This window comes from Paraburkholderia sp. FW306-2-2C-D06C (genome assembly GCF_058781505.1).
This window is the reverse complement of sequence record NZ_JBYSWU010000058.1, coordinates 1-25,925: the sequence shown is the minus strand read 5'-3', so window position 1 is coordinate 25,925 and position 25,925 is coordinate 1. Positions and strand designations below refer to the sequence as shown.

Sequence of the window (25,925 nt, the reverse complement as noted above, 5' to 3'; positions counted from 1 at the left end):
GCAGCCACGACGTCTGCTGCTGGCCCCACATGCCGGCGGCGATACGCAAGGTGGAGATACCCAAGCCTGACGGCGGGGTGCGCACACTGGGTATTGCGACGGTACTGGATCGACTGATCCAGCAGGCGCTGCTGCAAGTTCTCCAGCCGGAGTTCGATCCCGAATTCTCCAGGCATAGCTACGGCTTCCGACCGGGCCGCAATGCATGGCAAGCGGTGCAAGGAGCGCAAGGCTATATCAGGGAAGGCCGCCGCTGGGTGGTTGACCTGGATCTGGCGAAATTCTTTGACCGGGTGAACCACGACATCCTGATGTCGCGGGTCGCCCGCAAGGTGAAAGATGGACGGGTATTGAAACTGATCCGACGCTATCTGGAAGCGGGCATGATGTCTGAAGGGGTCGTCAGCGCGAGGACTGAAGGTACGCCCCAGGGCGGCCCGCTGTCACCGCTGTTGTCAAATATCCTGCTGACGGATCTGGACCGCGAACTGGAGCGTCGGGGACATCGGTTCTGCCGGTACGCCGATGATTGCAACATCTACGTCAAAAGCCAAACGGCAGGACAGCGCGCGATGGTGGCGATCACCGAATATCTGGAGAAGAAACTGAAACTCCAGGTTAACCGGGATAAAAGCGCCGTTGCGCGGCCCTGGCAGCGGAAGTTTCTGGGCTACAGCGCCACATGGCACAAGCAGGCGCGCCTGAAGGTGGCCGACAGCAGTCTGAAGCGACTGCGGGACCGGGTGCGTGAGATCGTGGTGGGGAATGCCTCGCGCAACCTCGCCGTCACGATCGCGGCACTCAACCCGGTGCTACGTGGCTGGGCCTCATACTTCCGTCTGACTGAGGTAAAAGGTGTGCTGGAGGAGCTGGACGGGTGGATACGGCGCAAACTGCGCTGCCTGCTGTGGCGGCAATGGAAACGCCCGGCTACCCGTAACAGGCGACTACAAGCGCGAGGCCTGGATAAGACGCGTGCATGGAAATCGGCAAGCAACGGACGGGGCCCCTGGTGGAACGCCGGCGCGAGCCACATGAACACGGCTTATCCGAAGAGCTTCTTTGACGTACTAGGGTTGGTTTCGTTGCTGGAGACTCAGCGGCGCTTCCAGCGTGTTTAATGAACCGCCGTATGCGGAACCGCACGTACGGTGGTGTGAGAGGGCGACGGGGGTGACCCCGCCCCCTACTCAATGGCTGGCAGACGTCGTGAGCCGGGAGCGGGCGGCTCAAGCGTGGGCCGCCAGTGGCGCGAGCTGCTTGCGGCGTTCGCGCGTGGGTGGCACGCCGAACGTCTCACGGTAACTCTTGCTGAAGTGGCACGCCGATTGGAAACCGCACGCCATCGTGATGTCCATGATCGACATATCGGTCTGCAACAGCAGTTCACGCGCGCGACGCAGCCGAAGCGTCAGGTAGTAATGCGTGGGCGTCATCCCGAGATGCTCATGAAACAGCCTTTGCAATTGTCGCTGCGACATGTTGGCAAGACGCGCCAACTCATCGCGCGAGAGCGGTTCCTCGATGTTGTTTTCCATCAGCGCCATGACTTCGAACAGCGACTTGTTAGCGGAACCCAGCCGTGCAATGAGGGGGATTCGCTGCTGCGCATTGTTGTCGCGAACATGCTCGACGATGAACTGCTCGGCGATCTGCATGACGCGTGCGGTACCGACGCGTGCAGTAATCAGATGCAGCATCATGTCGAGCGGTGCGACTCCGCCCGTGCAGGTGATGCGGTCGCGATCGATGACGAACAGCTCCTTCAAGAAGCGCGTGTCGGGAAACGACTGCTTGAGCGCCGACATGTTTTCCCAGTGGATGGCGCAGGCGTAGCCGGCGAGCAGGCCGGACTTCGCGAGCGCATAGGTGCCCGTGCAGAGGCTGCCGAGCGCGACACCCATGCGGGCAAAGCGCCGCAACGCCGACAGATGCGCGGCCGTCGTGACGTTCTGCACGTCGACGCCGCCGCAGACGAACACGATGTCCGGTTGCCCGACGCATTCCACCGGGCCGGTGTTGATATCGAGCCCGTTGCTTGCCGTCACCGGGCCGCCTTCCGGGCTGACGATCGACCATCGGTAGAGCGGCTCGCCGCTCAAGTAGTTGGCCATGCGCAGCACTTCGATCGCGCTCACGAACGCGATCATGGTGAAGTTAGGCAGTGGCATGAAGGCGAAGTGTGCGAACTTCGCTGCACGGTCGGGGGACATATGGACCGTTCCTTGAGCTTGATCGGTGTCGGTTAGGGTGGCTGGAATGCCGCACCGTATTTTGGGAGCGAGCAGAAGAAACGTGCCATGCGACAAAACCCTAGGCCGCGCATACGTAGGTCGCAATTTGCCACGTCGATGCGCGCGCAGCGCGTCGGCTGCCAAAGAGATCAAGGAGCTGATCGGCGCTTCAACGCGCCGCGTCGAGGAGGCGTCGGCCGTCGCGCTGTCGCTCGAAGAGCAGAGCGCGCGGTTCAACGATGCGGTTGCGCAGTTCCGTCTGCGGGACGAGGCGATCCTTTGACGGCGTTGGCGCGTCGCATGGGCGCTTTGCGCTGACGATTAGTGGTAAATGGACGCGAATGGCGGAAAAGGTAAAGAACACGTCTAAATTCGCATCACGACAGCAAATCCGAACGACAAGAATAGTGCCGTCGGCAGCCATAGCGTGACTCCGCTGGAATGCCGGAAATCGCGGGGTCCTCGCGTTGCCCTTCGCCCACTCTCACTGTCACGGACGCTCCATGTCGAACAGCCAGTCCTTCTTCTCGCAGTCTTTGTCCCATCGCGACGGGTCGGTTCAGAACGCCATCCTCAAAGAGCTCGAGCGGCAGCAGTCGCAGGTCGAGCTGATCGCGTCGGAAAACATCGTGTCGCGCGCGGTGCTCGAAGCGCAAGGCTCCGTGCTGACCAACAAGTACGCCGAGGGGTATCCGGGCAAGCGTTACTACGGCGGTTGCGAATTCGTCGACGAAGTCGAAGCGCTCGCGATCGAGCGCGTGAAGCAAATCTTTAACGCGGGCTACGCGAACGTGCAGCCGCACTCGGGCGCACAGGCCAACGGCGCGGTGATGCTCGCGCTGACAAAGCCTGGCGATACGGTGCTCGGCATGTCGCTCGACGCAGGCGGGCACCTCACGCATGGCGCGAAGCCGGCGCTCTCGGGCAAGTGGTTCAACGCGGTGCAGTACGGCGTGAACCGCGACACGATGTTGATCGACTACGGCGAGGTCGAGGAGCTCGCGCAGCAGCACAAGCCGAGTCTCATCATCGCGGGCTTCTCCGCCTATCCGCGCGTGCTCGATTTCGCGCGCTTCCGCGCGATCGCCGACGGCGTCGGCGCGAAGCTGATGGTCGACATGGCGCACATCGCCGGCGTCATCGCGGCGGGACGTCATCCGAATCCGCTCGGCCATGCGCACGTCGTCACGTCGACTACGCACAAGACGCTGCGCGGCCCGCGCGGCGGGTTTGTTCTGACGAATGACGAGGAGATCGCGAAGAAGATCAACTCGGCCGTGTTCCCCGGGCTGCAAGGCGGGCCGCTGATGCACGTGATCGCGGGCAAGGCGGTCGCGTTCGGCGAAGCGCTGCAGCCGGGCTTCAAAACTTATATCGACAGCGTGCTCGCGAACGCGCAGGCGCTCGGCGAAGTACTGGAGGAGGGCGGCGTCGATCTCGTGACGGGCGGCACTGACAATCACCTGTTGCTTGTCGACTTGCGCCCGAAGGGGCTCAAGGGCACGCAAGTCGAGCAGGCGCTCGAACGGGCGGGCATCACCTGCAACAAAAACGGCATCCCGTTCGACACCGAGAAGCCGACGATCACGTCGGGCATTCGTCTCGGCACGCCGGCCGGCACGACGCGCGGCTTCGGCGTCGCTGAGTTCCGCGAGATCGGCCGCCTCATCCTCGACGTGTTCGACGCACTGCGCGCGAATCCGGAAGGCGACCACGCCACCGAGCAGCGCGTGCGCCGCGAGATCTTCGCGCTGTGCGAACGCTTCCCGATCTACTGATCCGACCGACCCGACAAGCCTGGAGCACTTCATGAGTACGCTGCACGAGAACAGCATCATCATCGACGGCCTGAACATCTCGAAGTTCGACCGCTCGGTATTCGAAGACATGAGAAAGGGCGGCATCACAGCCGCGAACTGCACGGTGTCGGTCTGGGAGAGCTTCACGAAGACGGTCGACAACATCGCGCTGATGAAGAAGCAGATCCGCGAGAACAGCGAGCTGCTCACGCTCGTGCGCTCGACCGACGACATCCTGCGCGCGAAGCGGGAAAACAAGACCGGCGTCATCTTCGGCTTTCAGAACGCGCATGCGTTCGAGGACAACCTCGGCTATATCGAAGCGTTTGCCGACATGGGCGTGCGCGTGGTGCAGCTTTGCTACAACACGCAGAACCTCGTCGGCACCGGCTGCTACGAGCGTGACGGCGGGCTGTCGGACTTCGGGCGCGAGGTCATCACGGAGATGAATCGCGTCGGGATCATGGTCGATCTGTCGCATGTCGGCGCGAAGACGTCGTCGGAAGCGATCGCGTTTTCGAAGAAGCCGGTGTGCTATTCGCACTGTCTGCCGTCGGGGCTCAAGGAGCATCCGCGCAACAAGAGCGACGAGCAATTGAAAGAGATCGCCGACGCCGGCGGCTTTGTCGGCGTGACGATGTTCGCGCCGTTCCTCAAGCGCGGCATCGACGCCACCATCGACGACTACATCGAAGCGATCGGCTACGTGGTCAATCTGATCGGCGAAGATGCGGTCGACATCGGCACCGATTTCACGCAGGGCTACAGCACGGACTTCTTCGACATGCTGACGCACGACAAGGGCCGCTATCGGCGCCTCACGAACTTCGGCAAGGTCGTGAACCCCGAAGGGATCCGCACGATCGGCGAGTTTCCGAACCTGACCGCGGCGATGGAGCGCGCGGGCTGGAGCGAGACCCGCATCCGCAAGATCATGGGCGAAAACTGGGTGCGTGTTTTCAAGGACGTGTGGGGCGCCTAGCGCTTCAGCCTCGCTTCATCCACATACGCAAAAATAGCGATACGCATGCGCCCCATCGCTTACGGAGACACCACAATGCAACCCCAACTGCCGATCGACGTCGATCCCAACACCGGCGTCTGGACCACCGACGCGCTGCCGATGCTGTACGTCCCGCGTCATTTCTTCACCAACAACCATACGGCAGTCGAGGAAGCGCTTGGCCGCGATGCATATGCCGAGATTCTCTACAAGGCCGGCTACAAGTCCGCGTACCACTGGTGCGATAAGGAAGCGAAGCAGCACGGCCTCAGCGGCATGGCGGTTTTCGAGCACTACTTGAAGCGTTTGTCGCAACGCGGCTGGGGTCTCTTCAAGATCGTCGAGGCCGATCCGGCAAGCGCTCACGCACGCATCGAGCTGCGCCATTCGTCCTTCGTGCTCCAGCAGCCGGGCAAGGAGGGCAAGCTCTGCTACATGTTCGCCGGCTGGTTCGCGGGCGCGATGGACTGGGTGAACGATACGAGCGAGCAAGGCAAGCATGCGCCGCGCTCGCAATCGAAAGAGGTGCAATGCGCGGCCGAAGGCCATGACCATTGCGTGTTTGAAGTTTCGCCGCTCGTTCAATAACACAGCAATAGAGCACTACGTTCGAGGTCGCTTGAAATGCGCTATCCCCACCTGTTCAAACCCCTGACGCTGAACCAGCTCACGCTGCGCAACCGTATTGTCAGCACCGCGCACGCCGAGGTGTACGCGGAGCCCGGCGGCCTGCCTGGCGATCGCTATATCCGCTACTACGAGGAGAAGGCGAAGGGCGGCGTGGGCCTTGCCGTGTGCGGCGGGTCGAGCCCGGTCTCGATCGACAGTCCGCAGGGATGGTGGAAATCGGTGAATCTCGCAACCGATCGCATCGTCGAGCCACTCTCCCGGCTGGCCGAAGCGATGCACCGGCACGGCGCGAAGATCATGATCCAGGCGACGCATATGGGACGCCGCTCGGCGTTCCATGGCGAGCACTGGCCGCATCTGATGTCGCCCTCGGGCGTGCGTGAGCCTGTACACCGCGGTAACGCGAAGATCATCGAGGTCGAGGAAGTCCGCCGCATCATCTCCGATTTCGCGGCGGCGGCGAAGCGCGTGAAGGACGCGGGGATGGACGGCATCGAAATCTCGGCCGCCCACCAGCATTTGATCGATCAGTTCTGGAGCCCGCGCACGAACTTTCGCACGGACGAGTGGGGCGGCAGCCTGCAGAACCGCCTGCGCTTCGGGATCGAAGTGCTGACGGCCGTGCGCGAGGCGGTCGGAAAGGATTTCTGCGTCGGCCTGCGCATGTGCGGCGACGAATTCCACGAAGACGGACTCGATCACGAGCAACTGAAAGAGATCGCGCAAGCGATGTCCGAAACGGGGCTCATCGACTATCTCGGCGTGATCGGCTCAGGCGCCGATACGCACAACACGCTCGCCAACTGCATGCCACCGATGGCGCTGCCGCCGGAGCCGTTCGTGCATCTCGCGGCGGGCATCAAGTCGGTGGTGAAGATTCCGGTGATGCATGCGCAGAGCATCCGCGACGCGGGCCAGGCCGAGCGCCTGCTCGCGAGCGGCATGGTCGATCTCGTCGGCATGACGCGCGCCCAGATCGCCGATCCGCACATGGTCATCAAGATCCGCGACGGACGCGAAGACGAAATCAAGCAGTGCGTCGGCGCGAACTATTGCATCGACCGCCAATACAACGGCCTCGACGTGCTGTGCGTGCAAAACGCGGCGACCTCGCGTGAAGCGACAATGCCGCACGTGGTCGAGAAGTCGCGCGGGCCGAAGCGCAAAGTGGTGGTGGTCGGTGCGGGGCCGGCAGGGCTCGAAGCCGCGCGCGTCGCGCGTTTGCGCGGGCACGACGTCGTGCTGTTCGAAAAGCAGAACGAAGTCGGCGGGCAGATCCTCTTGGCCGCGAAAGCGCCGCAGCGCGAGCAGATGGCCGGCATCGTGCGCTGGTTCGACATGGAGACGAAGCGCATCGGCGTCGACCGGCGCCTCGGCGTCGACCGGCGCCTCGGCGTCGCGGCCGACGAAAAGATGATTCTTGCGGAGAAGCCGGACATCATCGTGCTGGCGACGGGCGGTTCGAGCTTCACGAACCAGGTGCCGGCGTGGGGCGTCGAGGAGGGGCTCGCGGTCAGCTCATGGGACATTCTCGCGGGGCGGGTCGAGCCGAAACAAAACGTGCTCGTCTACGACGGCGTGAGCACGCATGCGGGCGCCGGCGTCGCCGATTTCATCTCGAGCCGCGGCTCGAAAGTCGAGATCGTGACGCCTGACGTCAAGGTGGCCGACGACGTCGGCGGCACCACGTTCCCGATCTTCTATCGCCGCCTGTATGCGCAGGGCGTGATCCATACGCCGAACTACTGGCTCGATAGCGTGTATGAAGAGGACGGCAAGAAGATCGCCGTGCTGCGCAACGAATACACCGAGGAGCAGGAAGAGCGCGCGGTCGATCAGGTCGTGATCGAAAACGGCGTCACGCCCAACGACGCCCTCTATTGGAAGCTCAAGCCCGAGTCCGTGAACCGCGGACAGGTCGACGTGCACAAGCTCTTTGCGGCCGAGCCGCAGCCATCGCTCGCCGAGACGCTGGGCGACGGCCGCTTCCTGCTGTTTCGCGTCGGCGATTGCATTTCGATGCACAACATCCACGGCGCGATCTACGACGCGCTGCGCCTTTGCAAGGACTTTTGATCATGAGCCCGGCGTTGCTCATTACCGCGTTGCTGTGGTTGTCGGTGGCGGGGCTTGCGTTCGCGCTCGCGAAGCGCTCAGCGTATTGGCGTCTCGGGCGCGCCACCGCGCCCGGCTCATTCGGCGTCGCAAACCTGTTCGCGATTCCGAAGCGCTATTTCGTCGATCTGCACCATGTGGTGGCGCGCGATCCGTACATCGCGAAGACACACGTCGCGACCGCCGGCGGCGCGATCGCCGCGTTCGCGCTCGTGTTCGTCAACTACGGGCTGGCGATCTATTCGCCGTGGCTCGACAAGCTGATCTTCCTCGCGGCGCTCGCGATGCTGGTCGGTGCAGTGTTCGTGTGGCGCCGCCGTCATGCGAAGGATGTGCCGACGCGGCTGTCGAAGGGCCCCTGGAATACGCTGCCGTGGCTGCTCGGCTCGTTTGCGCTCGGGCTCCTGCTGTTCATCGTCGTGCCGGCTTCCGCGATGTCGAAGGCGTTCGCGGTGAGCTGCGCGGTACTGATCGGCATCGGCGCCTTCGCGATGACGTTCGGCGCCGCGAAGGGCGGCCCGATGAAACACGCATTGGCCGGCCTGCTGCATCTCGCCTTCCACCCGCGCCAGGAGCGTTTTGCGGCCACGCGCGAATCGTTCACCGGCAACGGCACGGCCACGCCGCCGACGGCGCTGAAGCTGCCCGACATTGAGCACCAGGAATACGGCGTGGCAAAGCCCGTCGAGTTCCGCTGGAACCAGTTGCTGAGTTTCGATGCGTGCGTGCAATGCGGCAAGTGCGAGGCGGCATGCCCGGCGTTCGCGTCCGGTCAGCCGCTCAATCCGAAGAAGCTGATTCAGGATCTCGTTGTCGGGCTGGCGGGCGGCACCGATGCCGCTTATGCGGGCAGCCCGACGCCAGGCATCGCGGAAGGCCAGCATGGCGGCGCGCCGAACGGCCCGATCGTATCGGGTCTGATCGAGGCGCAGACGCTCTGGTCGTGCACGACATGCCGCGCGTGCGTCCAGGAGTGCCCGATGCTGATCGAGCACGTGGATGCGATCGTCGACATGCGCCGCAACCAGACGCTCGTGCACGGCGAAGTGCCGGGCAAGGGCCCGGAGGTGCTCGCCAACCTGCGCGAGACGGGCACAGCGGGCGGCTACGATAAAGCCGCGCGCTACGATTGGTCGGTCGACCTGGACGCGCCGGTCGCGCAGCCGGGCAAGGCGGTCGACGTGCTGATCGTCGCGGGCGAGGGCGCGTTCGACATGCGCTACCAGCGCACGCTGCGCGCGCTCGTCAAAGTGTTGAACCGCGCGGGCGTCGATTACGCGGTGCTTGGCGGCATCGAAACCGATACGGGCGATGTCGCGCGGCGTCTCGGCGACGAAGCCACGTTCCAGCGTATGGCCAAGCAACTGATGAGCACGCTGTCGACGCTGAATTTCAAGCGCATCGTGACCGCCGACCCGCACGTGATGCACAGCCTGCGTAACGAGTACCGTGCGTTGGGCGCACGCTATGACGTGCTGCATCACACGACGTTCCTCGCGGAACTCGCATCGAGCGGCCGCATCGCGCCGAAGGCAGTCGAAGCGCTGCGCGAGAAGCGCACCACCTATCACGATCCGTGTTACCTCGGCCGCTACAACGGCGAGACCGAAGCGCCGCGCAAGCTGCTGAAAACGATCGGCATCCAGGTAGTCGAAATGGAGCGCAACGGCATGCGCGGACGCTGCTGCGGCGGTGGCGGCGGCGCGCCTTTGACCGATATCCCCGGCAAGCAGCGGATTCCCGACATCCGCATCGCCGATGCGCGTGCGATCGGCGCGGAAGTCGTCGCGGTCGGATGCCCGAATTGCACGGCGATGCTCGAGGGCGTCGTGGGGCCGCGCCCCGATGTGCTCGATGTAGCCGAACTCGTCGCCGCCTCGCTGGAGTGAATCGATGAATACGATCAAGAGAATCGATCCGCGCCGGCCGTTCGTCGTCACGCCGGCTGGGCTCAAGCGCATTACGCTGGGCGAAGAAGGCAGTGCCGACGCCAGCGCGGCCCAATGGGCCGGCCATGCGCACGGCGGCGCTCAGCAAGCGAAGCCCGTGCGCGCGCTGCGCGACGTGTCGCGCCGCCATCTCGTCGTCGCGCACAGCGAGCGCGGCGCGCTTGACGACCACGCACGTCAGGCGCTCGCCGCCGCGGCACTGCTTGCCGACGCGCATACCGAAGTCGCGTTGCTGGTGTTCGGTGAACTGAAGGACGACGTGGCGTCGTTGGGTGTCGACAAGCTGATCGAGCTGCCCGGCTTCGACCGGCGCACCTTCGCACCGGAGCGCGAATTGCAGGCATTGCAGACATGTGCCGCGGCGCTGTCGCCGAAGCACGTGTTCGTGCCGGACAACGCGACCGGCGATGGCGATCTCGGCCGCCGTTACGCGGCCGCCGCCGGGGCGAGCGTCGCGACGCACGTCGTCGAGATCGATGCGCACCACGTCGGCGCGTATGCGCAAGCGAAACGCGCGTTCGCGACGCGCGCGCTGCCCGAAGTGATCCTGCTCGCGCAAAACGCGGTCGAGGCGAAGCTGCCCTTCGTCGGCTCGGGCGAGCGTCTGTCGGGCGATTTCGTTCGACCGGCGGATCAAGCCGCGCAGCCCTGCCGCGACCTCGGCCTCGAGGAAATCGACGCCGCGCAGGTCGCGCTCGAGGAAGCAGATTTCATCGTGTCGGCCGGCAACGGCGTAACCGACATCGCGGCGTTCCAGCATTTAGCCGGTGCGTTCGGCGCGGCGATCGGCGCGAGCCGCGTCGCAGTCGACAACGGCCACTTCGCGCGCGACAAGCAGGTCGGCGCGACCGGCAAGACGGTTGAGGCAAGCGTCTACATCGCGTTCGGCATTTCCGGCGCGGTGCAGCACTTGCAGGGCATCAAAGACTGCCGGCACGTGATCGCCGTGAACCTCGACGGCAGCGCGCCGATCGCGAAGCGCGCGAACCTGACGGTGGTCGGCGACGCGCAGGCGACGATTGCCGCGTTGATCGAGCAAGTGCAGGCCGCGCGCGCAGCGCGTGGACAAACGCCGGCCGTGGCCGGCGAACCGAAACTGGCAGGAGTCGCAGCATGAATGCCCCTCGACTGTTGAGACGCATCGCGGTGCTGGTGTCCGTCGGCCGCCATCCGGTCAGCGGCGAATCGCGCTACAGCCGCAACGACGCGATCGCGCTCGAGATCGGCCGCGCGCTGGCCGAGCGCCATCAAGCGCAACTCGACGTGCTCCATGCGGGCGACCCGATCACACCCGCGCTCGCCGAATACCTGGCGCTCGGCGCACGCGAGGTCGAGGTGCTGACCTATCGCGACGGCGACGCCGCGAGCGCGCTCGCGGCGCGCCTGGAGGGCTGCGACCTCGTGCTGACCGGCACGCGCGCTGAGGGCGCGTACGACACCGGCATGCTTCCGTACTGTGTTGCCGCAGCGCTCGGCTATCCGCTTGTCGGCGCGGCCGTCGACGTATCGGTCGACAACGGTCGCGCAACGATCCGGCAGTTTTTGCCGAAGGGATTGCGACGGCGCGTCGACGCGCAGCTGCCGGCCGTCGTCGCCGTGCATCCGCTCGCCAACGCACAGCCGCGCTACGCGTATGCAAGGCTGCGCGCCGGCGCGGTCCGGCCGGTGCGTGTCGTGCCCGGCGCGGACACCGACGCCGGCGCATGGAAGGTGGGACCGATCGAGCGCAAGCCTGTGAAGCTCGCCGCCGCCGAAAAGCGCTCCGGGCATGCCCGGATGCTCTCGGCGACGACAACCGAAAGCCGCGGCGGCAGCGTCGTAATTGACGGAAGTTCGGTCGAAAAAGCACAAGTGATCCTCGCGTATTTGCGCGAGCACCAACTCATCGATTACTGACGTGCCTGCGTTCAGCCAGGCACTCAAGCACAGAGACGTAACGAATCCGGAGCCAACGATATGAAAGTATCGGCAGACATTCGCGCGCTGGTCGATCGGCGCAAAAAGGGTTACAGCCTCGAAGCGCCGTTTTATACGAGCGACGAGATTTTCGCGCTCGACATGGAAGCGATCTTTCGCAAGCACTGGATTCACGTCGCCATCGAGCCGGACGTTCCGGAGCCGGGCGACTACGTGACGGTCGAGCTCGGTCACGATTCGATCCTGATCGTGCGCGACGACGACATGAAGATCCGCGCGTTCCACAACGTCTGCCGCCATCGCGGCGCGCGCCTGTGCAATGAAGACAAGGGTTCGGTCGGCAATATCGTGTGCCCGTACCACAGCTGGACTTACAACCTCACCGGCCAATTGCTGTTTGCGGAGCACATGGGCGAGCAGTTCGACCGCTGCAAGCACAGCTTGAAATCGATTCACGTGCAGAACCTCGCGGGCCTGATCTTCGTCTGCCTCGCCGACGAACCGCCTGCCGATTTCGCTGCGATGCGCGCGGCAATGGAACCGTACCTGCTGCCGCATGATCTGCCGAACGCGAAGATCGCGGCGCAGATCGACATCATCGAAAAGGGCAATTGGAAGCTCACGATGGAGAACAATCGCGAGTGCTATCACTGCGTCGCGAACCATCCCGAGCTGACCATCTCGCTCTATGAATATGGCTTCGGCTATCAGCGCTCGCCGGCCAACGCCGAAGGGATGGAAGCGTTTGCACAGACTTGCATCGCGCGGGCGAAAGAATGGGCGGAACTGAACCTCCCGTCGGCCGAGATCGAGCGGCTGCTCGATACGACCGGCTTTCGCACGCAGCGCCTGCCGCTCGACCGTAGCGGCGAGTCGCAGACGCTCGACGCGAAGGTCGCCTCGAAGAAGCTGCTCGGCGAATTCAAGCAAGCCGATCTCGGCGGCCTGTCGTTCTGGACGCAGCCGAACTCGTGGCACCACTTCATGAGCGATCACATCGTGACGTTCTCGGTGATTCCGCTGTCCGCGGGCGAGACGCTCGTGCGCACGAAGTGGCTCGTGCACAAGGATGCGGTCGAAGGCGCCGACTACGACGTCAAGAATCTCACGGCGGTGTGGAACGCGACCAACGATCAAGACCGCACGCTCGTCGAGTATTCGCAGCGCGGCGCGACGAGCAGCGCCTACGAGCCGGGCCCGTATTCGCCGTACACGGAAGGTCTCGTCGAGAAGTTCTGCGACTGGTACACCAGTCGGCTTGCCGAGCAGATCGACGCATCGCAAGAGGCTTGAGGAGCGGAGTTTTACATGATGCGAGAGGCGGCCCAATTGGACGCGGCGGACAGCAGGGTCACCCGGCCTGCGTTCTGGAGCGCACTTCCTGAGCGTTGGACGAGCGACGCCGAGGAGACGCTGGTGTGCTGCCACGTGCGGCAGGAAACACACGACGTGAAGAGCTTCTTCTTCCGGTCGCCCGAAGGACGTGCATTCGTGTTCGAGCCGGGGCAGTTCATCACGCTCGAGCTCGATATCGACGGCGAGACCATCAACCGGTGCTACACGATTTCTTCGTCGCCGGCGCGGCCGCACACGATCTCGATCACGGTGAAGCGCACGCCAGGCGGCAAGGTGTCGAACTGGCTGCACGACAACCTGCAGCCGGGCGCGCCGATCCGCGTGCTGGGCCCGGCGGGCGAATTCACCTGCGCGCGGCATCCGGCGCGCAAGTATCTGTTTCTTTCGGCGGGTTCGGGCGTCACGCCGCTGATGTCGATGAGCCGCGCGCACCACGATCTCGCCGAGGACCGCGACATCGTGTTCGTGCACAGCGCACGAACCCCCGACGACATCATCTTTGCGCGCGAGCTCGACCTGATCGCCTCGAACCACACGCGCTTTCGCACGTCGTTCGTTTGTGAACGGGCAGGGGCGCGTACGAATTGGCCTGGAATCACAGGGTTTTTGACGCTGCCGCTCCTGAAGCTGATCGCGCCGGATTTCATGGAACGCGAAGTCTTCACATGCGGACCGGCGCCGTACATGAAGGCGGTGCGCGACCTGCTCGACGAGGCCGGCTTCGATCGCAAGCAGTATCACGAAGAGAGCTTTTCGTTCGAGCAGCTCGCGCAGACCGAGAGCGACGAGCCGGCTGCCGAAGTCGCGCCCGCGATGAACGGCGGCGCCGAGACGAAGCAGTTCGCGGTCAGCTTCGCGAAGAGCCGCCGCGAGATCGTCTGCGGCTCGGAGCAGCACGTGCTCGACGCCGCAAAGCAAGCCGGCGTGCGCCTGCCCGCGTCGTGCACACAGGGCATGTGCGGCACCTGCAAGGTGAAGCTCGTGTCGGGCCAGGTCGAGATGAAGCACAACGGCGGCATTCGTCAGCGCGAAATCGATCAGGGAATGGTGCTGCTCTGCTGCAGCAAGCCGCTCACTGATCTCGTCGTCGATAAATAACCAGGACGTCGCTGCAGGAAGTCGCTGCAGGACAAACGTGTGTCGCATAACAACGATACCGCCGATTTACGGCGGAAGACCCTAGTGAGGCAACGGGGCGCCTGCCCTATTCAGAGGAGATTGAGCATGAAGCTTTGGGGAAAACTGTTGTGTGCCGGCGCGTTGTCGGCGATGGTGGCGTTGAGCGCGCCGGCGTTCGCCGACGGCAAGCCGACGCTGAAGATCGGCTACGTCGAAGGCTGGGACGATAGCGTCGCGACGTCGAACGTCGCCGCGCGCGTCATCGAAGAGAAGCTCGGCTACCAGGTGCAACTCGTGCCGGTCGCCGCGGGCATCATGTGGCAGGGCGTGGCGCGTGGCGACCTCGACGCGACGCTCTCCGCGTGGCTGCCGGTCACGCACGCCGCGTACTACGAGCAGTTCAAGTCGAAGGTGGAAGACGTGGGCGTGAACTTCCCGGATGCGAAGATCGGCCTGATCGTTCCGGCGGACCTGCCGGAGAACAGCATTCCCGATCTGGCGGGTCATAAGGCGGACTTCGGCGGCCGCATCGTCGGCATCGATGCGGGGGCCGGTGTGATGAAGAAAACGGATGAGGCGATCAAGGCCTACAACCTCGACTATCAGTTGATGCCGAGCTCGGGCAGCGCGATGACCTCGGAATTGGCGCGCGAAATGCACGCCAACAAGCCGATTATCGTGACCGGCTGGGCGCCGCACTGGATGTTCGCGAAGTGGAAGCTGAAGTTCCTCGACGATCCGAAGAAGGTCTTCGGCGGTGCTGAGCACGTGGATAGCGTGGTCAACCCGGCTCTCGACAAGAAGGCGCCGCCCGTCGTGGCGTTCCTGAAGAAATTTCAGTGGAAGCCGGGCGAAATCGATAGCGTGATGCTGGCGATCCAGAACGGCGCGAAACCGGAGGCCGCCGCCGACAAGTGGATCGCCGACCACCCTGACCGCGTCAGTGCCTGGGTCGCAGGCGCGCAGTGACAGGATCGCCCTGCGGCGAGATCCCTGTCCATCGGAAGGCGCGCCGGACAGGGCGTTGAACCGAGTGCTCAGGGCCGTTGGACCGGCTAAGGAGGCCCTATTGACGCCAGTCGATTGGGCCTTTTTCTTGTGCGCAGACACCCCTGTGTCGAGAACCCACCCCGCTCTTTAGCGAGTTCCTCCAGCCGCTCCCGGATGACGTGTCGCAAGAGCGCAAGCGCTAGTCGCAAAACTTTGAAAGGCCATTGTTTTTTTGGGCAACTATGTAGGCATCGGAGTGAGGCGCACGAATTTCAGATAGATGAGGAGATGGTCTCGATGCAACCCCCCAAGGTCGTAGTCGAAGGTCTTTGCAAGGTATTTGGAAACAACCCGAAGCAGGCCCTCGACATGCTCGCCGCCGGAGCGACGAAGGATGAAGTACTCAAGCGCACCGGCCAGGTCGTCGGCGTGCACAATGTGTCGTTCGATGTGCAGGAAGGCGAGATCTTCGTGCTGATGGGCCTCTCGGGCTCCGGCAAGTCCACGCTGATCCGGCTCGTGAACCGGCTGGTCGACCCGAGCGCCGGCAAGGTGCTGATCGACGGCCGCGATGTCGCCACCGCCCGCCGCTCGGAACTCACCGCGCTGCGCCGCAAGGACATGAGCATGGTGTTCCAGTCGTTCGCGCTCATGCCGCATCGCACCGTGCTGTCGAACGGCGCATTCGGCCTCGAGGTGGCGGGCATGGGCAAGAAGGAGCGCGAGCGCCGCGCGATGGACGTGCTCGAGCAGGTGGGCCTCGCGCCGTTTTCGCAGAAGCTGCCGCGCGAGCTGTCGGGCGGGATGCAGCAGCGCGTCGGCCTCGCTCGCGCGCTCGCGGTGAACCCGTCGCTGATGATCATGGACGAGGCGTTTTCCGCGCTCGATCCCCTGAAGCGCAAGGAAATGCAGAACGTGCTGCTGCAGCTGCAAAAGGAGCATCGCCGCACGATCATGTTCGTGTCGCACGATCTCGAAGAAGCGCTGCGCATCGGCAACCGGATCGGGATCATGGAAGGCGGCCGCCTCGTTCAGGTCGGCACGCCGCAGCAGATCATCGCGAACCCGGCCGACGAATACGTGCGCGCGTTTTTCCATGGCATCGATACGAGCCGCTATCTGACGGCGGGCGATCTGATGCAAACGGGCGCCGTGCCGCTCGTGTCGGAAGCCGACGCCACGAACGTCGCGGCGGCGCTCAACGGCAGCGCCGGATGCGCGTTCGTGCTCGACGCGCAACGCAAGATCCGCGGCTTCGTCACGCGAGATGCGCTGGGCAACGGCGCGGGCAATGCCGCGCCGGCTTTGCGGCCGGTCGAAAGCATCCGGCGCGACGCGTCGCTCGAACATGTCGTCGCGCGCGTGGTCGCGAGTCCGAATGCGCTGCCCGTCGTCGACGACCAGGGCTGCTACTGCGGCTCGGTCGATCGCGCGCTCATCCTGAAGGCCATCACGCGTTCGCGAGGTTCCCATGTCTGAAATGATCCCCCTCGGTAGTTGGGTCGACCAATCCGTTCACTACTTGCTCGACCACGATGCGAAGACGTTCGATGCCATCGGCCACGCAATCGAGACGCTTGCCGCGCTCGTCGAGCATGGCCTCCAGGCCGTGCCGATGTGGGCGATGATGGCGTTCTTCATCGGTATCGGTCTGTGGCGCGTGGGCTGGCGCTTTGCGATTTTCACGACGCTGGCGCTCTTCTTGATCTATGCCACGGGCTTCTGGGACCAAACGGTCGTCACCCTGGGCCTCACGCTGTCGTCGACGATCATCAGCCTCGTGCTCGGCATCCCGCTCGGCATCACGACCGCCAAGAGCAAATGGGTCGCCGCGGTCGTGCGCCCGATCCTCGACCTGATGCAGACGATGCCGGCGTTCGTCTACCTGATCCCGGCAGCGATGCTGTTCGGTCTCGGCCGCGTGCCGGGGATTCTGTCGACGGTGATCTTCGCGATGCCGCCCGCGGTGCGCCTGACGAGCCTCGGCATTCGCCACGTCAACATCGAGATCGTCGAGGCGGGGCATGCGTTCGGCTGCAATCCGCTGCAACTGCTGTACAAGGTGCAGTTCCCCAGCGCGCTGCCTTCGATCATGCAGGGCGTGAACCAGACGATCATGATGGCGCTGTCGATGGTGATCATCGCGTCGATGGTGGGCGCGGGCGGCCTCGGCAACGACGTGCTCGCGAGCATCCAGCGTCTCGACATCGGGCTCGGCTTCGAAAGCGGCTTGTCGGTGGTGCTGCTCGCCATCATCCTCGATCGCATCACCGAAAGCTTCGGCCGCGCGCCGGGCGCCGCGAAAGCGCCGCTGTTCTCAGGCCTCAAGGCGTTGTTCCGCGCCAAGCCTACCGCTGTGGGTACCTGATTCAGCGAGGGCTGCGCCGGGCGCCCGTTGCGGCGCCCGGCAGCCGAGTGCCGGCTTTCCCCACCTTCGCCGCGGAGCCGGTATAGCACGACCCGTTCTTCAGGAGGTTGCTGTGATTTCCGTTGCCGCTGAACCTGTCGACTGCGCATCTACGGCCACGTCTCTCGCGCACTTCGGTTTTCTGACGTTGCCGAATTTCTCGATGATCGCGTTTTCGAGTGCGGTGGAAGTATTGCGCATGGCGAACTACGTCGGACGCGCCGATCACTACTGGTGGTCGATCTATTCGCTCGACGGCGCACCGGTCCACGCAAGCAACGGGATTGCGGTGTGGCCGACCCAAACGCTCGATTCGGGAGCGATGCCGGATGTGATGATCGTCTGCGGCGGGGTCGGCATTCGCGAGGTCGTCGACGAAAAAAACGCGCGCGCGAAACTTGCCATGCCGGCGAAGCGCGGACTGCCCCTCGGGGGGATCTGCACGGGCGCGTATGCGCTGATGTCGAGCGGACTGCTCGACGGCTACCGCTGCGTCGTCCACTGGGAAAATCTGTCGGCGCTGCACGACGAGTTTCCGCAGGTGTATTTCTCCGACGAACTGTTCGTTGTCGATCGCGACCGCCTCACATGCACAGGCGGCACCGCGCCACTTGATCTGATGCTGCATCTGGTCGGTGCGCGATTCGGCCAGCAACTCGCCACGCAGGTAGGGGCGCCAGTTCTATCGTTGAACCGAAGTCGTTTCCTCATTCACTGCAGCGCGGAATCTAGCAGTTCTTAGGACTCTCAAAGAGCTGCTAGTGTGTTTCGGTCATCGGTGTACTCACCAGCGTACTCAACGGAGGCTGGCTTTCTCTGGTTGTTGCGGAAACGCTACACCGGTAGACGGGACTTTTCGGAGCGGTACCCGTGATGATCGCCAACCACGCCTTTCGAACCCAACGGCGCGCCCGGCCGACGCGCCTCCGCTCGATCAATCGCGATACCCCTTACATCGGCTTCTTATGCTCGGCCTGAAGCCATCCCGAGGCCGGCAGGCCCCACTTCTTTTCCAAGTCGATCAGCTCGCCGCTCTTGTGCCAAGAGGCGACTGTGCTCGACAAGAACTTGGTCAACGGCGTGTCCGCGTTGTCCTTCGCCACCGCCAGGCCCCACGGCTGCACGTCGTCTGGCGGCAGTGGCGCATCGAAATCCTTCAGCTTGCTGTCGTTCAGTAACTGCCCGGTCACCGTGCTGTCTTCGACGAACCCGACGCAAGAGTTGTTCATCAACGCATTGATTGCTTGCGTGAGGTCCGCGAAGGCGGCGATGTTTACGCCGTATTTCTCGCTGACGGCTCGGTTGTAGTAGGTGCCTTGCACGCCGCACACCGTCTTGCCGCGAAGATCGGTCCAATTCTTGAAGTTCGAGCCCTTACGTGCGATGAAGCCGGTACCGCCGGCGTAGTAGAACGGCTGGATGAAGTCGACGACGTTCGCCCGCTCCTGGTTGTACGTCAGGCTCGCCAGAATGACGTCGATGCGTCCCTGCTGCAGAAACTGAATCCGGTTCGCCGGCTGCACCGGGACCATTTCGACCTTTACCCCCAGCCGCTTGCCGATATCGCGCGCCAAGTCAGGCTCAATCCCGACGATCTGACCGCTCTGATCGCGCATGCCGAACGGCTTGTAGTCCGTGTTCACGCCGATCTTGATGACGCCCGCGCTCTTGATCTGACTCAACGCATCCGCACCCGCATGCGCCTGCATGCTGAAAGCCGCCACGCACAGCGACAGGGCAATTCCAAACAGCGATTTCACGATGGACTCCTCCAAGATTCAGGCTAACGCCGGTTTTGTGTGACTCTCGATCGGACCGCCACAAAGGCGTCCGAGCGATTCCAGCCTACGCAGCCAAATGTCGATTTTCAAATGATCGGGGCGTGCTATTAGGAAAACTGGGGGACAGAATTAGCGTTGCTGATAGTGTCGACCTATCATTTGATCGTCTACTGAGCCGCGCTTAAAGTCCAACCAAGAGAGGGAACATCGTGCCCGCCTTCAAGAATTTGGATATGCAAACCCTTCAGATCTTCGTGACCACGGCTGAGGAACGAAACATGTCGAACGCCGCGAAGCGGCTCGGCCTGACTCAGTCCGCAGTGTCGCAAAGCATCCGGCAACTCGAAGACCAGTTCGGGGTGGTGCTGTTCAATCGCGAGCGGCGCCCGCTGACCCTCACGGCGGCCGGCTTGGCGTTACGCAATCGCGGCATGGCGCTCCTGGAGGATTTGAATCGTTTGAAGGCGCATGTCATCGATGCGAGCAAAGGCATCAAACCCGATGTGCGCGTCGGCCTCGTCGATTCCTTTGCCGGGACATGCGGGCCAGCGTTCATCAAAGCGATGTTAAATGAGTCCACCACGCTTTCGATTCGCACGGGACTCTCGCCATATCACAGCGAGGGGCTCGTCGGGCGCGACCTCGATCTCGTCATCTCGACGGATCCATTGGCGGACCTTGACGGCATCGAGCGTCGGCGGCTGCTCTCCGAACCCTTCGTGGTGATCACACCCAAGCAGCAAACGGGCGCCATACGTACGCCTGCGGATTTGCGCGCGCTGGGGGAGGCATTGCCGATCGTCCGCTTCAATCGGCAGTCGCACATCGGGGCACAAATCGAACGTTACCTACGGCGTATCGATGTCCGGATTGCTCGACGCCTCGAAGTCGATACGGCCGACACACTGACGTCGATGGTCGCCGGCGACATCGGCTGGGCGATCACGACACCCATGTGCCTGTTGCAAGCCGGGGAGTACGCAAGAAAAGTGAAGTTGCATTTCCTGAGTGCATCGACCTCCGGCCGCTCGCTTTATCTCATCGCACGCCGCGATGAATACAGTCATTTATTCAACGACGTCTATGCGATCGCTCACTCGATCGTGTCGACGTCGCTATTGCAACGGCTTGCACAAATCCATGCCGACCTTCCCAAACTGATCGACATCGAAACGGAGACTGAACATGAGCGGTAGCACAGAGGCTTTGACGCGAACGGAAAGCGATTATTGGGGCGATGTCAGCATCCCGAACCATGAGCTGTATGGCGTGAATTCCGTGCGAGGCGTGGAGAATTTGCGCGTATCGAAGCGGACGATCGCAGACGTGCCCGAGTTCGTCAGGGCGTTCGCACGATGCAAATGGGCCGCCGCGCTGGCGAATCGCGATCTGGGTGTCTTGACGGAGGAGCAGTGCCAAGCAATCGTCGGGGCATGTCGCGAGATCGTCGATGGGCTGCACGCCAGCTCGTTCGTGGTGGATCTGCTCGAAGGGTCAGGCGGCACGTCGACCAACATGAATTTCAATGAAGTGATTGCCAATCGTGCGCAACAGTTGCTCGGCGGCGTGCCTGGCCGCTACGACTTCGTGCATCCGAACAATCACGTCAACCGCTCACAATCGACGAACGACGTCTATCCGGCCGCGATGAAGATGGCGGTCTACGAACTGATCGTGCCGCTCGCAGCCGAGTTGTCGCAACTCGCTCAGGAGTTTGAATCCAATGCCATCGAGTTCGGCGACGTGCTGCATCTGGGCCGAACGTGTCTGCAGGATGCGCAGCCGATGCGATTGGGTCAGGTGTTCGGCGGCTATGCCGCGCTGACGAAGCGACTCGCCAATGAGTTGCTAGCTGCTCGCGAAAACCTGCTCGCTTTGCCGCTCGGCGGTACCGCCATCGGTACGGGGTTTGGCTCGCCGGCAGGCTACCGGCGCGCGGCACTTGCTCACCTGGTTTCTCTGACTGGCATTGCCTACCGTGCGCCGGACGACGCGTTCGATGCGATGCAAAACCTCGATGTGTTCTCGCGCATTTCCGCCGAACTGCGGGTGTGCGGCACGTCGCTCGGAAAAATCGCTTCGGACTTGATTCTGCTCTCGTCGGGCCCTGTTGGCGGACTCGCGGAGCTCACGTTGCCGGCGGTGCAGGCGGGTTCGTCGATCATGCCCGGCAAGGTCAATCCCGTGGTGCCGATGTCGATCGTGCAGTTGGGGTTCGCGGTTGTCGGCAACGATAACTGCGTCGCCCAAGCCGTCCAATGCGGTCAGTTGGAGATCAATCACTTCGAGCCCGTGGTGGCCGATCGGTTATTCGAATCGTTGGGGTTGCTGACGAACGGTGTTCGTCTATTCCGCGAGAAGTGCGTGCAAGGCATTCGGGCAAACGTCGAAGTCAACGAGCGGCACGTGTTCGAATCGATGGCCGTGGCCACGGCGCTCGTGCCAACGCTCGGATACGCGAAGGTCAGCGAATTGGCCAGGCAGTCCGTGCAGGAAGGGCAGCCGCTGATCAAGATCCTCGAGGAGAGCGGCGTACTGAGCGCGACCGAGGCTCGCCGTCATATCGAGGAATCGACGCGTCCTACGTTTTGAGGTTTCGTAAAACTAGTAGCGGTGGAGACCGGGGGCAGCGCTCCGATGGAGATGATACAAGCCCGTGGGCGATGCCTTGGAGAGGAGCAAATAGATGATCAATGCCGCTGGATTATTTCAGTGGTTGAACGCGCACTACGGCGTCAACTTCTCGGTGTTCTACGACGCATTCGAATGGCATACCTTCGTGCGTGGTATCGCGATGACGTTCGTGCTGTCGGCCGCATCGATCGCGGGGAGCGTCGTGTTGGGCGCGATCGGTGCGTTTTTCCAGCGCTCGCATTCACGAGGGCTGCGCCTGTGCGCGCTCGCCTACGTGTGGATATTCCGGAACACGCCACCGCTCGTGCAGCTGTACTTCTTTTACTTCGCACTGAGTCCCTTTCTGACTCATCTGGCCGGCGCTCCCACGCCGCTGCTCGGGAATATCGGATGGGCCGTTGTCTCGCTGATCCTGTTTGCGGGAGCATTCAACGTCGAAATCTTCCGCTCCGGAATCGAGGCAGTACCGCATTCGATGTTGGAGGCTGCGTCCTCACTCGGAATGAGCCATCTGCAAACCTTTCGCAAAGTCTTGATGCCGCTAGCGCTGCGAATCAGCTTGCCGGCGTTGAGCAATAACTTGATCAATCTGATCAAGACAACAACCAACGCATACGCCATCGCGGTACCGGAGCTGCTGTATGTGTCGTCGCAGATCTGGGCTCAAGACCTGAACACACTCGAGATGATGATCGTTTTGCTGGTGTTCTATCTGGGCGTCATCGGTCTCTTCGTGATGCTGATGAATAGGTTGGAAAAGTCGATTGCCGTACCGGGCTGGGGGAAACAATGAGTACGCGTCATTCCATTTCGTCGTCGCCGTCGTTGTTGCTTGGCGCTGCCGCCTTGCTCGCTCTGGCTTGCCCGGCAGTGGCGAGCGCGCAAACTACTGCCGCCGGCGCGGACGGTGCCCACTGGACGACATTGATTCCATGGCTTCCCGTTCTTCTCAAAGGTTTTGCGTTCGACGTATTGATCAGCTTCGTAGCGATGGCGATTGGAACGGTTTTGGGCACGGCGGCCGGCATTGGCCAGATATCGCACCATAAAGGCGTGCGGGTGGCCAGCCGGTGGATTACCCAATTCTTCCGCAACGCTCCATGGCTCGTCATCTTGTTCTTCTGCATTTACCTGATGCCGTATCAGATCAACGTGCTGGGTTTGTCGGTGCCGTTTCCTGCCTGGGTCAAGGGCATCGTGGGGCTTTCCTTTCCGGTAATGGGCAACGTGTCCGAAGTGGTTCGCGGCGGCATTCAGTCTTTGCCTACGGCGCAATGGGAGGCTGCGGCCGCGCTCGGCCTCACGCGCGGGCAAACGCTCAAGCTCTGCATCTTGCCGCAAGCGGTCAAGCGCATGGCCGCGCCTTGGATGAACACGTACGCAATTTTGATGATGTCGACGCCGCTGGTCTCGATAGTAGGTGTCGACGAGAGCGTGAGCATCGCGAGCTCGGTGCTGTCGGCGCTCGCCAATCCCGCGCTAATGATGCCCGTATACGGTCTCATTCTCGTGCTTTTCTTTGCTTACTGCGCCCCGATTGCGATGCTCACGAAGCAGCTTGAGCGGCGCTATCGATAAGCCGACGAGCGCCAACGAATACAGGAAGAATGTGGAGAGACATATGACGGCCACTCAGCGAATTGAACTGGCGCCATCGAGCGCACGTCCGCCTTTAGCGTCGGCGGCAGAGCCCATCGTGTCGGTGCGCGATGTAAAGAAGGCCTTTGGGACGCATCAAGTGTTGCGCGGCGTGTCCCTCGAAGTGGAAAAGGGGACCGCGGCGGCTTTGATCGGTCCATCCGGATCGGGCAAATCGACGCTCTTGCGCTGTATCAACGGCCTCGTCGACATCGACGATGGTGAAGTCTATGCGGCGGGCCATGCGGTTCACACTCTGCGCAACGACAAGGATCGCATCGCGCTGCGCAAGGACGTGTCGATGGTGTTTCAGCAATACAACCTTTTCCCCCATATGACAGTGCTGGAAAACGTGATGCTTGCGCCGATCAACGTGTTGCGTCAGTCGAAAGAAGAAGTCGAAGCGCGCGCGGTTGAACTGCTTGCCAAGGTCCGTTTGTCCGGCAAAGAGAAGTCTTTTCCCGGGCAGTTGTCAGGAGGGCAGCAGCAGCGTGTTGCCATCGCGCGCTCGTTGGCGATGCGCCCCGGCGTCATGCTCTTCGACGAAGTGACTGCAGCACTCGACCCTGAGACAGTGAAGGAAGTGTTGAACACGATAAGGGACCTCGTGTCGGAGGGCATGACCAGCATCCTGGTGACACACGAGATGCGCTTCGCGCGCGAGGTTGCGCATCAGGTATTTTTCACGGATAAAGGGCTGATCGTGGAATCCGGATCGCCGAAGGAATTCTTCGATGCTCCCCGGGATCCGCGAACGCGGGAGTTTCTCAGCCATGTCCTATAGCGAACAAAAACAGCTTGCAGGCAGGCACGAGTTGCTAGCGTATCTCGATAAGAACGCGATTGCTTACGAGGAAACACCTCATGCCGTCGTGACTTCGATGCAGGAGTCCGCTCGCCTAGGCCTTGGCATCGAGGGGGCGCGCTGTAAGAACCTCCTGATGCAGGACAAGAAGAAGCGGCGTTTACTGTTGGTCGTCGCGCAAGCGGATCACCAAGTCGATGCGGCATCGCTAGGACGCAGGCTAGGGTGTGGGCGGCTTTCGTTGTGCTCAGCGGATGTCCTGCGCGACCGTTTGGGCGTCGTGCCGGGTGCGTTGTCGCCGCTCGCTCTGATCAATGATAAGGAAAGGGCAGTGGAACTCGTGATCGACGAGAGTCTGCGCGAAATGTCCCGGCTGCTATTTCATCCGCTCGTGAACACGTCAACCATTGCCCTGGCACGCGACGGTTGGGATGGCTTCTTGAGCGCAATAGGATGCGAGCCGACGTATGTCGCGGTTGGAGCGATTTGAGGCAAGCATGCGGCCGGTTGCAAGGTGGCGGTTTGACGCAGAGTCGCCAGTTGGGGCACAGGAGGCTGGATGCTCCGTTGGGCGACCGTACCACCCGGACACGACTGCTGTTTGGCTTGTAAGCGCGATTTTAGTAAGCGTGTCCTCGGTCTCTTCGGTCGCGCGGCACGTCGGACTCAGCAACATGATCGGGCGGCCTAGCCGCACGAGGATCAGGCTCGCCGCTGGCGTGACTAATATGCGTTCGACGCCCCATAGGCCAACTCGACTCTTCTCCTTGAGCTATGCGACCAATACAGAGGTTCGCAGCGGTACTCGCCAGTGATGACGACGGCGCGGGCCCAGTGTCGCGTCTCGACGGCCCACCTCGGCCGTTAGACGCTCAGTTGGTTGAACGTCTTTTGATGAAGTGCAACGATCAATCGCACGTGTTCCTCGCCGACACGTCATCGGCCATCGCCGATGTTAGGCGGCTGTCGTCCAACTCGATGGCTGCTCCACCTCAGAAGCCGCCATCGGGATTGCTCGGGGCCAACGGCAGGAGAGGGTCGTGCCGCCGATCACAGACTTACGCGGCTCACATTGCGTATGCCCTTTGCATGAGGCAGCACGCGGCCGAGGGCGTGTGGAAACTCGATTTTCGCGGCTGAGGGCGAGGTTGGCGGTCGGACCGGTCATCCGCAGCACATTGCGCCCCACCTGCGCGCGTATAGAAAAAGCACGCGCAGGTGGTTCGGAAGCGCGATGCCCGGCGGCAAACCGGTCAGCACGAATCAGAATATGTTGCGAAGGCCGAGCGCGACGCCGGTCTGGTTGTTGCGGCCTGGAAAGTCTGCTTTCGCCGCGCCAGTGCCGCGGATGAAATCGACCGTGCCATACACTTCGGTCCGCTTGGACAGCGAGTATTCGGCTAGCAGCACGCCCGAGTAGCGGACGCCGCGGCCGAGCGTGGTGCCGTCGGCGTCCAACGCATTGCGGGAATGATCGTAGTAGGCCGCCGCAGTCAGCAGCAGCGGCGCCGTGACCTGCCAGGTGGTACCGACGTAGAAGCCGTCGTC

21 protein-coding genes and 3 pseudogenes are annotated in these 25,925 nt (G+C 62.7%); 21 read left to right on the top strand and 3 right to left on the bottom strand.

The genetic code is table 11. The features are described 5' to 3' along the window. Positions 1 to 29: 29 nt before the first annotated feature. Positions 30 to 1,121 carry a group II intron reverse transcriptase/maturase gene (gene ltrA / locus AC3WLT_RS31125; RefSeq protein WP_492595479.1) on the top strand — a complete coding sequence of 364 codons (1,092 nt, stop codon included), beginning with the start codon at positions 30 to 32 and terminating at the stop codon, positions 1,119 to 1,121. Positions 1,122 to 1,229: 108 nt separating this feature from the next. Here the strand turns inward: ltrA and AC3WLT_RS31120 are convergent, their stop codons facing one another. Continuing rightward, a complete protein-coding gene (locus AC3WLT_RS31120; protein ID WP_492595478.1) occupies positions 1,230 to 2,213 on the bottom strand; it encodes a GlxA family transcriptional regulator in 984 nt (327 codons plus the stop codon). A gap of 46 nt (positions 2,214 to 2,259) precedes the next feature. On the opposite strand from AC3WLT_RS31120, the gene AC3WLT_RS31115 reads away from it, so the two are divergent. From AC3WLT_RS31115 to AC3WLT_RS31050, 14 genes and pseudogenes are all read left to right on the top strand, one after another. Beyond that, the gene (locus AC3WLT_RS31115; RefSeq protein ID WP_492595500.1) at positions 2,260 to 2,517 is read left to right on the top strand and encodes a hypothetical protein; all 258 of its coding nucleotides are present in this window, start codon (positions 2,260 to 2,262) and stop codon (positions 2,515 to 2,517) included. A gap of 220 nt (positions 2,518 to 2,737) precedes the next feature. Then, the gene (locus tag AC3WLT_RS31110) at positions 2,738 to 4,012 is read left to right on the top strand and encodes a serine hydroxymethyltransferase (protein ID WP_492595477.1); all 1,275 of its coding nucleotides are present in this window, start codon (positions 2,738 to 2,740) and stop codon (positions 4,010 to 4,012) included. Positions 4,013 to 4,043: 31 nt separating this feature from the next. After that, entirely contained in the window at positions 4,044 to 5,015 is a 972-nt protein-coding gene (locus AC3WLT_RS31105; RefSeq protein ID WP_492595476.1) for a dipeptidase, read from the top strand. Positions 5,016 to 5,090: 75 nt separating this feature from the next. Further along, positions 5,091 to 5,624 carry a DUF5943 domain-containing protein gene (locus AC3WLT_RS31100; RefSeq protein ID WP_492595475.1) on the top strand — a complete coding sequence of 178 codons (534 nt, stop codon included), beginning with the start codon at positions 5,091 to 5,093 and terminating at the stop codon, positions 5,622 to 5,624. A gap of 36 nt (positions 5,625 to 5,660) precedes the next feature. After that, on the top strand, positions 5,661 to 7,742 hold the full coding sequence (locus tag AC3WLT_RS31095) for an oxidoreductase (RefSeq protein ID WP_492595474.1): 2,082 nt from the start codon (positions 5,661 to 5,663) through the stop codon (positions 7,740 to 7,742). Positions 7,743 to 7,744: 2 nt separating this feature from the next. Further along, the gene (locus tag AC3WLT_RS31090; RefSeq protein ID WP_492595473.1) at positions 7,745 to 9,670 is read left to right on the top strand and encodes a (Fe-S)-binding protein; all 1,926 of its coding nucleotides are present in this window, start codon (positions 7,745 to 7,747) and stop codon (positions 9,668 to 9,670) included. 4 nt (positions 9,671 to 9,674) lie between these two features. Beyond that, the gene (locus AC3WLT_RS31085; protein WP_492595472.1) at positions 9,675 to 10,847 is read left to right on the top strand and encodes an FAD-binding protein; all 1,173 of its coding nucleotides are present in this window, start codon (positions 9,675 to 9,677) and stop codon (positions 10,845 to 10,847) included. Next, positions 10,844 to 11,626: an electron transfer flavoprotein subunit beta/FixA family protein gene (locus AC3WLT_RS31080; RefSeq protein ID WP_492595471.1), complete on the top strand. Its 783-nt coding sequence runs from the start codon at positions 10,844 to 10,846 to the stop codon at positions 11,624 to 11,626. Before AC3WLT_RS31085 ends, AC3WLT_RS31080 begins: the two co-directional genes overlap by 4 nt. A 60-nt stretch (positions 11,627 to 11,686) precedes the next feature. After that, positions 11,687 to 12,940, top strand: a complete 1,254-nt coding sequence (locus tag AC3WLT_RS31075; RefSeq protein ID WP_492595470.1) for an aromatic ring-hydroxylating oxygenase subunit alpha — start codon at positions 11,687 to 11,689, stop codon at positions 12,938 to 12,940. 15 nt (positions 12,941 to 12,955) lie between these two features. Beyond that, positions 12,956 to 14,101, top strand: a complete 1,146-nt coding sequence (locus AC3WLT_RS31070; RefSeq protein WP_492595469.1) for an FAD-binding oxidoreductase — start codon at positions 12,956 to 12,958, stop codon at positions 14,099 to 14,101. 126 nt (positions 14,102 to 14,227) lie between these two features. Next, entirely contained in the window at positions 14,228 to 15,091 is an 864-nt protein-coding gene (locus tag AC3WLT_RS31065; protein ID WP_492595468.1) for a glycine betaine ABC transporter substrate-binding protein, read from the top strand. A 198-nt stretch (positions 15,092 to 15,289) separates the two neighbouring features. After that, positions 15,290 to 16,591, top strand: a pseudogene (locus tag AC3WLT_RS31060) (quaternary amine ABC transporter ATP-binding protein); the annotation flags it as partial. Further along, positions 16,584 to 17,480, top strand: a complete 897-nt coding sequence (gene choW, locus AC3WLT_RS31055) for a choline ABC transporter permease subunit (protein WP_492595467.1) — start codon at positions 16,584 to 16,586, stop codon at positions 17,478 to 17,480. The pseudogene AC3WLT_RS31060 and the gene choW, both read left to right, overlap by 8 nt. 112 nt (positions 17,481 to 17,592) lie before the next feature. After that, positions 17,593 to 18,189, top strand: a pseudogene (locus tag AC3WLT_RS31050) (AraC family transcriptional regulator); the annotation flags it as partial. A gap of 280 nt (positions 18,190 to 18,469) precedes the next feature. Here the strand turns inward: AC3WLT_RS31050 and AC3WLT_RS31045 are convergent. Continuing rightward, a complete protein-coding gene (locus AC3WLT_RS31045) occupies positions 18,470 to 19,279 on the bottom strand; it encodes a transporter substrate-binding domain-containing protein (protein WP_492595466.1) in 810 nt (269 codons plus the stop codon). Between the two features lie 230 nt (positions 19,280 to 19,509). Between AC3WLT_RS31045 and AC3WLT_RS31040 the strand changes: the two genes are divergently transcribed. From AC3WLT_RS31040 to AC3WLT_RS31015, 6 genes are all read left to right on the top strand, one after another. After that, positions 19,510 to 20,496 carry a LysR family transcriptional regulator gene (locus tag AC3WLT_RS31040; protein WP_492595465.1) on the top strand — a complete coding sequence of 329 codons (987 nt, stop codon included), beginning with the start codon at positions 19,510 to 19,512 and terminating at the stop codon, positions 20,494 to 20,496. After that, positions 20,486 to 21,892 carry an aspartate ammonia-lyase gene (locus AC3WLT_RS31035; RefSeq protein ID WP_492595464.1) on the top strand — a complete coding sequence of 469 codons (1,407 nt, stop codon included), beginning with the start codon at positions 20,486 to 20,488 and terminating at the stop codon, positions 21,890 to 21,892. The genes AC3WLT_RS31040 and AC3WLT_RS31035 overlap by 11 nt, the downstream gene beginning before the upstream one ends. 94 nt (positions 21,893 to 21,986) lie before the next feature. After that, positions 21,987 to 22,727, top strand: a complete 741-nt coding sequence (locus AC3WLT_RS31030) for an amino acid ABC transporter permease (RefSeq protein WP_492595463.1) — start codon at positions 21,987 to 21,989, stop codon at positions 22,725 to 22,727. 77 nt (positions 22,728 to 22,804) lie between these two features. Next, the gene (locus tag AC3WLT_RS31025; protein ID WP_492595462.1) at positions 22,805 to 23,512 is read left to right on the top strand and encodes an amino acid ABC transporter permease; all 708 of its coding nucleotides are present in this window, start codon (positions 22,805 to 22,807) and stop codon (positions 23,510 to 23,512) included. A 43-nt stretch (positions 23,513 to 23,555) separates the two neighbouring features. After that, entirely contained in the window at positions 23,556 to 24,356 is an 801-nt protein-coding gene (locus AC3WLT_RS31020) for an amino acid ABC transporter ATP-binding protein (RefSeq protein WP_492595461.1), read from the top strand. Further along, on the top strand, positions 24,346 to 24,867 hold the full coding sequence (locus AC3WLT_RS31015) for a prolyl-tRNA synthetase associated domain-containing protein (protein ID WP_492595460.1): 522 nt from the start codon (positions 24,346 to 24,348) through the stop codon (positions 24,865 to 24,867). Before AC3WLT_RS31020 ends, AC3WLT_RS31015 begins: the two co-directional genes overlap by 11 nt. A 773-nt stretch (positions 24,868 to 25,640) precedes the next feature. Here the strand turns inward: AC3WLT_RS31015 and AC3WLT_RS31010 are convergent. Beyond that, positions 25,641 to 25,925: pseudogene (locus AC3WLT_RS31010) on the bottom strand (porin); the annotation flags it as partial.

Excerpts from the sequence above, each read along its gene's own strand:
- ltrA (WP_492595479.1), top strand. The coding sequence starts at position 30 with ATGCCGGCGGCGATACGCAAGGTGGAGATACCCAAGCCTGACGGCGGG.
- AC3WLT_RS31120 (WP_492595478.1), bottom strand. The coding sequence starts at position 2,213 with ATGTCCCCCGACCGTGCAGCGAAGTTCGCACACTTCGCCTTCATGCCA.
- AC3WLT_RS31115 (WP_492595500.1), top strand. The coding sequence starts at position 2,260 with ATGCCGCACCGTATTTTGGGAGCGAGCAGAAGAAACGTGCCATGCGAC.
- AC3WLT_RS31110 (WP_492595477.1), top strand. The coding sequence starts at position 2,738 with ATGTCGAACAGCCAGTCCTTCTTCTCGCAGTCTTTGTCCCATCGCGAC.
- AC3WLT_RS31105 (WP_492595476.1), top strand. The coding sequence starts at position 4,044 with ATGAGTACGCTGCACGAGAACAGCATCATCATCGACGGCCTGAACATC.
- AC3WLT_RS31100 (WP_492595475.1), top strand. The coding sequence starts at position 5,091 with ATGCAACCCCAACTGCCGATCGACGTCGATCCCAACACCGGCGTCTGG.
- AC3WLT_RS31095 (WP_492595474.1), top strand. The coding sequence starts at position 5,661 with ATGCGCTATCCCCACCTGTTCAAACCCCTGACGCTGAACCAGCTCACG.
- AC3WLT_RS31090 (WP_492595473.1), top strand. The coding sequence starts at position 7,745 with ATGAGCCCGGCGTTGCTCATTACCGCGTTGCTGTGGTTGTCGGTGGCG.
- AC3WLT_RS31085 (WP_492595472.1), top strand. The coding sequence starts at position 9,675 with ATGAATACGATCAAGAGAATCGATCCGCGCCGGCCGTTCGTCGTCACG.
- AC3WLT_RS31080 (WP_492595471.1), top strand. The coding sequence starts at position 10,844 with ATGAATGCCCCTCGACTGTTGAGACGCATCGCGGTGCTGGTGTCCGTC.
- AC3WLT_RS31075 (WP_492595470.1), top strand. The coding sequence starts at position 11,687 with ATGAAAGTATCGGCAGACATTCGCGCGCTGGTCGATCGGCGCAAAAAG.
- AC3WLT_RS31070 (WP_492595469.1), top strand. The coding sequence starts at position 12,956 with ATGATGCGAGAGGCGGCCCAATTGGACGCGGCGGACAGCAGGGTCACC.
- AC3WLT_RS31065 (WP_492595468.1), top strand. The coding sequence starts at position 14,228 with ATGAAGCTTTGGGGAAAACTGTTGTGTGCCGGCGCGTTGTCGGCGATG.
- choW (WP_492595467.1), top strand. The coding sequence starts at position 16,584 with ATGTCTGAAATGATCCCCCTCGGTAGTTGGGTCGACCAATCCGTTCAC.
- AC3WLT_RS31035 (WP_492595464.1), top strand. The coding sequence starts at position 20,486 with ATGAGCGGTAGCACAGAGGCTTTGACGCGAACGGAAAGCGATTATTGG.
- AC3WLT_RS31030 (WP_492595463.1), top strand. The coding sequence starts at position 21,987 with ATGATCAATGCCGCTGGATTATTTCAGTGGTTGAACGCGCACTACGGC.
- AC3WLT_RS31020 (WP_492595461.1), top strand. The coding sequence starts at position 23,556 with ATGACGGCCACTCAGCGAATTGAACTGGCGCCATCGAGCGCACGTCCG.
- AC3WLT_RS31015 (WP_492595460.1), top strand. The coding sequence starts at position 24,346 with ATGTCCTATAGCGAACAAAAACAGCTTGCAGGCAGGCACGAGTTGCTA.